The organism is Rahnella perminowiae, assembly GCF_019049755.1.
GTDB lineage: Bacteria > Pseudomonadota > Gammaproteobacteria > Enterobacterales > Enterobacteriaceae > Rahnella > Rahnella perminowiae.
On sequence record NZ_JAFMOS010000605.1, the window covers coordinates 19,595 to 27,626 of the forward strand.

Consider the following 8,032-nt stretch of genomic DNA (forward strand, 5'->3'; position numbering starts at 1 on the left):
CGACATCCGTCACAATTTCAGACGGTCCCTGTTACGCTCAAACAATGCGGCGCCGATCCCCGGCACCTCACGCAGTTGTTCAATATCCGTAAATTTCCCCAGCTCTTCGCGGTAACTGACAATGGCTTGCGCCTTTTTCATACCGACGCCGTTCATCACGCTGGCAAATTCTTCCGCCGTCGCTGTGTTGATGCTTACGGTACCTTCATCGGTGACGGCTACTTGCTCCTTTTTCACTTGCGGGCCAGTGTTTTTGCTGGCTGCCGTCGCCGGTGCCGGTGCCGTGGTCGCCACGCTACTGGTCGCATTGGGAGCGGCTTGCAACATTACAGGCAGTGTAGAAAGCCCCAGCGCCAGCGCTAACGAAAGTGAGGTAATGCCTAATTTTTTCATGCTGTATCCTCCATGTGTTTGACAGCACGGAGAGAGTGCATCAGGCAAAGAAAGCGGACAATGGGCAACTTTCAAATGTGGAAAAGGCCGCGGAAGCGGCCTTTTGTTTGTTGCAACGCGTTGCAAAACTTTGCGGCGTTTACTGGTTTTGTGCAGCAGAACCGTATTTGATTTTCGCTTCCTGGCGCAGGTTGGTCAGTAGCGCATCAAAAGTCACATTCGAGGAGGTCTGTTGCATTTCCTGATTAAAACGTACTGCATCGGCGTCAGGAAGGGTGCCTGGCGTCACCGCATTCAGTTTGACCAGTACGCTGTTGCCTTTATCGTCCTGAGTCAGGCCATAAACCGGCTTGTCTTTCTGAGGATGAGGCAGCGCGTAGACGTTTTCTTCGAATGCGGAAGGTTGCTGGCTGCGTTGTACTTTCTGGACTGCGCCAAATGTCAGGCCAGCAGCTTTCATGGCATCATCGCCTTTGCCATCTTTCAACGCGGTCAGTAATTTCTCGCCTTCCATCCGCGCCTGATCCTGTGCTTTCTGCCGCTTCACCAGCGTCGTCACCTGATCTTTCACGTCAGCGAAAGGTTTGACCCCTTCAGCTTTATGCGCATCCACGCGAACCACAAAGGCCCGGTCACCATCAACGGTAATAATGTCTGAGTTACTGCCCGGAGAACCGTCCTGACCAATCAGGCCACCGTCGAAAATCGCCTGTACCACAGGTTTAAAATTAATACCTGCCGGGATTTGATTTTGGGTGAACCAGTCAGTATGAACCGCTTTCGTACCGGCAACTTCTTCAGCTGAGGCCAGAGATTCGTTGTCATTGGTTGCCGCTTCGCTGACTTTCTGTTGCAGCGCGTAGTAAGCATCCAGTGATTTCTCTTGTTTAAGCTTGTCTGCAATCGTGTTGCGAACGTCAGCTAACGGTTTGACCTGCTCAGGCGTCACATCATCAAGGCGCAGAATGAAGAAGCCGCTGTCAGATTTAATCACACCAGAGACCTGACCTTTCGTAGTCAGATTGGCATTTTTAAATTCGGGTAACGTGGTTTCAGGTTCCATCCAGCCCAGATCTCCCCCCTGTTTGGCACTCAGGGTGTCGGTCGATTTAGACTTAGCCAGCGCCGCGAAATCGGTGCCTTTTTTCAGCTCGGCGGCCACAGCATCAGCATCAGCCTGAGATTTCAGGACAATAACGCTGTAGCGACGTCGTTCAGGCTGACCAAATTCGCTTTTATGCTGGTCGTAATAAGCGCTGATATCCGCATCCGACACATCTGTTTTCCCCTGCATGGCCGCTGCATCCATTTCGATGTAGCTGACTTTCACCTGTTCAGGCGAGAGGAAGTTGTTCTTGTTCTGATCGTAGAATGCCTGCAATTCAGCATCAGTGACCTGCTGTTTAGCTGCCAGTGCATCGGTATCCACTGTGGCAGTCTGCACATCACGGCTCTGAAGAATCAGCTCACCCAATGATTTGCTTTCCACAGGCAGAACGAAATCGGACCGGCCATAGGCCTGTTCCAGCTGCTGACTGATGAGTTGTTGTTTCATCAGCTGCGCAAAATTATCGGCGGTGTATCCCATACCCTGGATGCTTTGCAGATATTTAGCGTTGTCGAAACGCCCGTCAGTCTGGAATTGCGGGGTGGCAATAATCGCGTCTTTGATCTGCTGATCGCTGACAGTAATGCCTAATTTTTTGGAATACTGATCCAGCAAAGTGACATCAATCAGATTGCTCAGGGATTCCTGGCGTAATTGCTGCATATAACCGTCGCTGCCCGCAAGCGCAGAGAATTGATCTCCAAGCTGCTGTTGCAAACGGCTACGCTGGTTTTGAACTGCCTGTTCCAGCTGAGCACGTCCTATTTCCTGACCATTCACTTTCGCTGCATAGTCGCCTGAACCGCCGATCAGGTAGTTGCCCACCCCTGTCAAAATAAAGGACAGAATAATCAGGGCCAGAATGATTTTGAGCACGACGTGATTGGCGGCCGCGCGTAAATTGTCCATCATAGTGTGGCAACACTCCGCTGTAATAAAAAAAGCGCACCGTTTTCGATGCGCCTTATATCTTACCTTACCAGCCCGATGACGTCAGGTTATTGTTTAACAACCAGACCTGAATGAAAAAGCATCAGTGATGCGCTTCACACAGTTTCGACGTCAGTCTGCGGGTAATTAACCGTTAACGGCATCTTTCAGCGCTTTACCTGCACGGAAGCCAGGCACTTTAGCCGCTGCAATGCTGATTTCTTTACCGGTCTGTGGGTTACGACCAGTACGTGCTGAACGTTCGCGCACAGAGAAAGTCCCAAAACCAACCAGAGCTACTTCATCCCCAGCTTTCAGGGTGTCAGTGACAGATGCAAGAACAGCATCTAAAACACGTCCCGCTGCGGCTTTAGAAATATCAGCGCCTGCAGCAATTTTGTCGATCAATTGTGACTTATTCACTCTTATCATCCCCTCTTAAAATTCGTTCATCACGGCGCATTTTCCCTACGGACGTGACCGCGCTGCTGTTATATCAATCTTGTCAGAGCGATGCAAGCGACTGAAAGCAGCCTGAAACTCTATGACCGTTGACTAAGTTAACGGCACAAAAAAAAGCTGGCAAGTGAGATTTCACCTGCCAGCCTCAGTTTTATTCAACTGTGTAAGCTGAAGTCACTATTTTGCTGCCACCGGCAATGCGCCGTAGGCCGGATTTTGCAGTGCAATGTTCAAAACATCATCAATGCGTTTTACCGGATGGATCTCAAGATCTGCCAGCACGTTTGCCGGAATTTCTTCCAGATCACGTTTATTGTCGTCCGGGATCAGAACCACTTTAATGCCGCCACGATGGGCTGCCAGCAGTTTTTCTTTCAGACCACCAATTGGCAGAACCAGACCACGCAGCGTGATTTCACCGGTCATCGCAACATCTGCACGAACGGGGTTGCCTGTCAGACAAGACACCAGCGCGGTACACATAGCAATACCCGCACTCGGACCGTCTTTTGGCGTTGCCCCTTCTGGTACGTGAACGTGAATATCACGTTTTTCGTAGAAGTCAGGGTTAATACCCAGTTTGTCTGCACGTGAACGGACAACCGTCAGCGCGGCCTGAATAGATTCCTGCATGACTTCCCCCAGAGAACCGGTATAAGTCAGCTTACCTTTGCCCGGTACGCAGGCCGTTTCGATGGTCAGCAGTTCGCCACCCACTTCGGTCCACGCCAGACCTGTAACCTGACCTACACGGTTTTCGGTATCAGCACGGCCATAATCGACCTTCTGCACACCCAGGAAATCTTTCAGGTTGTCGCCGTTGATTTCAATATGCTTGGTGTCTTTATCCATCAGCAATTGCTTAACCGCTTTACGGCACAGTTTCGACAACTCACGTTCCAGACTACGTACACCCGCTTCACGGGTATAGAAACGGATAATACCGATGATTGCGCTGTCATCCACAGTCAGTTCGTTCTGCTTAAGCGCATTGCGTTCAAGCTGCTTCGGTAACAGATGCTGTTTGGCGATGTTCAATTTTTCGTCTTCGGTATAACCGGAAAGACGAATCACTTCCATACGGTCCAGCAGCGGAGCCGGGATATTCATGGAGTTAGAGGTCGCCACAAACATCACATCTGACAGGTCATAATCGACTTCCAGATAGTGATCGTTGAACGCCACGTTTTGTTCCGGATCCAAGACTTCCAGCAAGGCAGAGGCCGGATCGCCACGCATATCCGATGACATCTTGTCGATCTCATCAAGCAGGAACAGCGGGTTTTTAACCCCTACTTTAGCCATTTTTTGGATCAGTTTGCCCGGCATGGAACCGATATAGGTACGACGGTGACCGCGGATTTCCGCTTCATCACGTACGCCACCCAGCGCCATTCGCACATACTGACGGCCAGTCGCGCGTGCGATTGACTGACCCAGTGAGGTTTTACCCACGCCCGGAGGCCCCACCAGACAGAGGATAGGCCCTTTAATTTTGCTGACACGACTCTGCACAGCGAGATATTCCAGAATGCGGTCTTTGACACGCTCCAGACCATAATGGTCGGTATCCAGAACTTCCTGTGCTTTGCGCAAGTCCTTTTTAACTTTGCTGCGGGCATTCCATGGCACCTGAAGCATCCAGTCGATATAACCACGGACAACCGTGGCCTCGGCGGACATCGGCGACATCATTTTCAGTTTTTGCAGCTCAGCTTCGGTTTTTTCACGCGCATCTTTCGGCATTTTGGCCGCTTCGATTTTGCGTTTCAGCGCTTCGTGTTCGTCAGGTGTGTCATCCATTTCACCGAGTTCTTTCTGAATCGCTTTCATTTGCTCGTTCAGATAGTACTCACGCTGACTTTTTTCCATCTGTTTTTTGACACGATTGCGAATGCGTTTCTCAACCTGCAACAGGTCAATTTCCGATTCCATCATCGCCATCAGATATTCCAGACGCTCGGTGATATCAAACATTTCCAACACAGATTGTTTGTCAGCGAGTTTCAGTGGCATATGTGCAGCGATGGTATCAGCCAGACGTGCAGCGTCTTCAATGCTGTTGAGCGAAGTCAGCACTTCCGGCGGGATCTTTTTGTTCAGCTTGATGTAACCTTCAAACTGATTAATCGCAGTACGCACCAGAACTTCCTGCTCGCGTTCATCCACAGCCGGAGATTCCAGGTATTCCGCCTGGGCAGCAAAATGCTCGCCACTGTCAGAAAGTGTCGTAATACGCGCGCGTTGTAACCCTTCCACCAGCACTTTGACCGTGCCGTCCGGGAGCTTCAGCATTTGTAATATTGAGGCAACCGTACCCACGGAGAAGAGATCGTTAACGCCCGGCTCATCTGTTGAGGCTTCTTTCTGGGCCACCAGCATGATTTTTTTGTCGTGATCCATTGCGGCTTCGAGGCATCGTATCGATTTTTCCCTGCCAACAAACAACGGGATCACCATGTGCGGATAAACCACCACATCGCGCAGAGGCAATACGGGGATTTCTATGCGTTCAGAACGCTCAGGGTTCATAGAGCTCTCTCTTAGTTTAGCTTCCGCCAGGTTAAGGAAATCTCGTGAAACACGAGTCAGACGGGTTTCAGCAAGTCGTTAACTGAGTATATGGGGATGAATGTCCGACATTCAACGATAAGAATGTGCGAAAAAAAAATGGGGGACAAAATCCCCCATTTCGTGGCTAACTCTCTGGATAGATTGGCTAATTATTCGCCAGATGCTTGTTGCGCTTCTGGTTTGCCATAAATCATCAGAGGTTCTGACTGACCCGCAATCACGGATTCATCAATAACCACTTTCTCGACATCTTCGAGAGATGGCAGATCATACATAGTATCCAGCAATGCAGCTTCCACAATGGAACGCAGACCGCGGGCCCCGGTTTTACGGACCATGGCTTTTTTCGCGATCGCCGTCAGTGCTTCGTCCCGGAATTCCAGTTCAACGCCTTCCAGATTGAACAATGCCTGATATTGCTTAGTCAGCGCATTTTTCGGCTCTTTCAGAATCTGAATCAGAGCTTCTTCATTCAGCTCACTCAGGGTCGCCACCACGGGCAGACGGCCAATGAACTCTGGGATCAGGCCAAATTTGATCAAATCTTCAGGTTCTGCCTGAGCCAGTAACTGACCTTCCGTCGCTTTCTGCTCTTTGCCTTTCACTTCGGCACCGAAACCGATACCGGTATTGGTATTGATACGCTGTCCGATGACTTTATCCAGGCCGGCAAAAGCACCGCCACAGATAAACAGAATTTTCGAGGTATCAACCTGCAGGAATTCCTGCTGTGGATGCTTGCGTCCGCCTTGCGGTGGAACGGCAGCCACCGTGCCTTCAATCAGTTTCAACAGCGCCTGCTGAACACCTTCACCGGACACGTCACGCGTGATCGATGGGTTGTCCGATTTGCGGGAAATCTTGTCGATTTCATCGATATAAACAATACCGCGTTGCGCTTTCTGAACATCGTAATCGCATTTCTGTAGCAGTTTCTGAATGATATTTTCGACGTCTTCCCCCACATAACCGGCTTCGGTCAGGGTGGTCGCATCGGCCATCGTAAATGGCACATCCAGGAAACGTGCCAGGGTTTCAGCCAGCAGCGTTTTACCACTACCGGTCGGCCCGATCAGCAGAATGTTGCTCTTACCTAATTCGATACCGTTGCTGGTATCGCCATTACGCAGGCGCTTGTAGTGATTATAGACCGCCACTGCCAGCACTTTTTTCGCAGGTTCCTGGCCGATAACATAATCGTCAAGGTGCTGACGGATTTCATGCGGCGTCGGTAGTGCACTGCGTTCACGGTGTGGCGCGACTTCTTTGATCTCTTCGCGAATAATGTCATTACATAAATCGACACATTCATCGCAGATATACACTGACGGCCCGGCAATCAGCTTACGAACTTCATGCTGGCTTTTGCCGCAAAAAGAGCAGTACAGCAGCTTTCCTGAACCGTCTTTGCGCTTATCTGTCATCAGTAAACCTCTTCTCTGGTATCAGTCCCGCAGCGTAACAATAACACCACGACACCACTATATTACACAACAGCCGCATGTTTGTTTGGCTGATGTCTGTTCATTCCTGTTATGACTCATTTCAGCAGAGCTTTAGTGGCTAAAGCTCTGCCGTTGAGACGACCGTATGAGTATAACTATAGACCATCAGCCCGGCAGAAATAAGCCGTCAGGCGCGATGGGTAAATACGGAGTCTACTAACCCGTACTGTACAGCCTCATCAGCGGACAGGAAACGATCACGCTCAGTGTCACGCTCTATTTCTTCAAGAGATTTTCCCGTATGTTTCGCCATCAGTTCATTCATACGAGATTTCACTTTCAGGATTTCTTTAGCGTGGATTTCGATATCTGTCGCCTGACCCTGGAAACCACCCAGTGGCTGGTGGATCATTACCCGTGAGTTTGGCAGGCAAAAACGTTTGCCTTCAGCCCCGGCGGTCAGCAGGAATGCACCCATTGAACATGCTTGTCCCATACAAATCGTGCTGACATCTGGTTTGATAAACTGCATGGTGTCATAAATCGACATACCGGCAGTGATCACGCCACCCGGTGAGTTGATATACAAATAAATGTCTTTTTCCGGGCTTTCTGCTTCCAGGAATAGCATCTGGGCAACAATCAGGTTAGCCATATGGTCTTCCACCTGGCCGGTCAGGAAGATAATACGTTCCTTAAGCAGACGGGAGAAGATGTCGTATGAACGCTCGCCCCGTGAAGTTTGCTCAACCACCATGGGTACCAACGCCATGTTTGGTGCAAATTGCTCTCTTTCACCACTGTATGACATAACCGTCTCCTAATAGATTCTGTTTGGCGCTATTTAACATCAATTCTACTTGAGATAGGCACACATGACTATGCTCAAGCGGCCAAGTCGCCATTTACACGCCTGACGGTGTTTATCAGTCAGATTTTAAGTACAAATTTACCTGGGTTAGTTCTTATCAATGGGGGAAATTGCCCCCTTTTTCAAGCCTGCAGGGACATTTCTTTTTTTGATGCGCCCCAGGCTCCGTAAAAAACCATCCTGAGGGGGGCGGTCAACGGTTTCTACGTCGGCTGTGCCTTATATTGATAAATATAGTGCAAAAACAAC

Annotated in this window: 6 protein-coding genes; all 6 read right to left on the minus strand. The window is 49.9% G+C overall.

Annotated features, from left to right (window positions below):
* Nucleotides 1-9: 9 nt before the first annotated feature.
* Nucleotides 10-393 (minus strand): ComEA family DNA-binding protein, encoded by a 384-nt coding sequence (locus J1785_RS19320; protein WP_129952835.1) that lies wholly within the window; start codon nucleotides 391-393, stop codon nucleotides 10-12.
* A gap of 139 nt (nucleotides 394-532) precedes the next feature.
* Nucleotides 533-2,413 (minus strand): peptidylprolyl isomerase, encoded by a 1,881-nt coding sequence (gene ppiD / locus J1785_RS19325; RefSeq protein ID WP_129952836.1) that lies wholly within the window; start codon nucleotides 2,411-2,413, stop codon nucleotides 533-535.
* Between the two features lie 165 nt (nucleotides 2,414-2,578).
* A complete protein-coding gene (hupB, locus tag J1785_RS19330) occupies nucleotides 2,579-2,854 on the minus strand; it encodes a nucleoid-associated protein HU-beta (protein ID WP_013576637.1) in 276 nt (91 codons plus the stop codon).
* Nucleotides 2,855-3,070: 216 nt separating this feature from the next.
* Nucleotides 3,071-5,425: an endopeptidase La gene (gene lon / locus J1785_RS19335; RefSeq protein ID WP_129952837.1), complete on the minus strand. Its 2,355-nt coding sequence runs from the start codon at nucleotides 5,423-5,425 to the stop codon at nucleotides 3,071-3,073.
* 191 nt (nucleotides 5,426-5,616) lie between these two features.
* Complete coding sequence (clpX, locus tag J1785_RS19340; protein ID WP_095924953.1) at nucleotides 5,617-6,891, minus strand: ATP-dependent protease ATP-binding subunit ClpX; 1,275 nt, start codon at nucleotides 6,889-6,891, stop codon at nucleotides 5,617-5,619.
* 208 nt (nucleotides 6,892-7,099) lie between these two features.
* Nucleotides 7,100-7,723: an ATP-dependent Clp endopeptidase proteolytic subunit ClpP gene (gene clpP / locus J1785_RS19345; RefSeq protein WP_013576640.1), complete on the minus strand. Its 624-nt coding sequence runs from the start codon at nucleotides 7,721-7,723 to the stop codon at nucleotides 7,100-7,102.
* Nucleotides 7,724-8,032: the final 309 nt, after the last annotated feature.

What these genes read in the sequence shown, in the direction of transcription:
- J1785_RS19320 (WP_129952835.1), bottom strand. Translation starts at nt 393, where the DNA reads ATGAAAAAATTAGGCATTACCTCACTTTCGTTAGCGCTGGCGCTGGGG.
- ppiD (WP_129952836.1), bottom strand. Translation starts at nt 2,413, where the DNA reads ATGATGGACAATTTACGCGCGGCCGCCAATCACGTCGTGCTCAAAATC.
- lon (WP_129952837.1), bottom strand. Translation starts at nt 5,425, where the DNA reads ATGAACCCTGAGCGTTCTGAACGCATAGAAATCCCCGTATTGCCTCTG.
- clpX (WP_095924953.1), bottom strand. Translation starts at nt 6,891, where the DNA reads ATGACAGATAAGCGCAAAGACGGTTCAGGAAAGCTGCTGTACTGCTCT.
- clpP (WP_013576640.1), bottom strand. Translation starts at nt 7,723, where the DNA reads ATGTCATACAGTGGTGAAAGAGAGCAATTTGCACCAAACATGGCGTTG.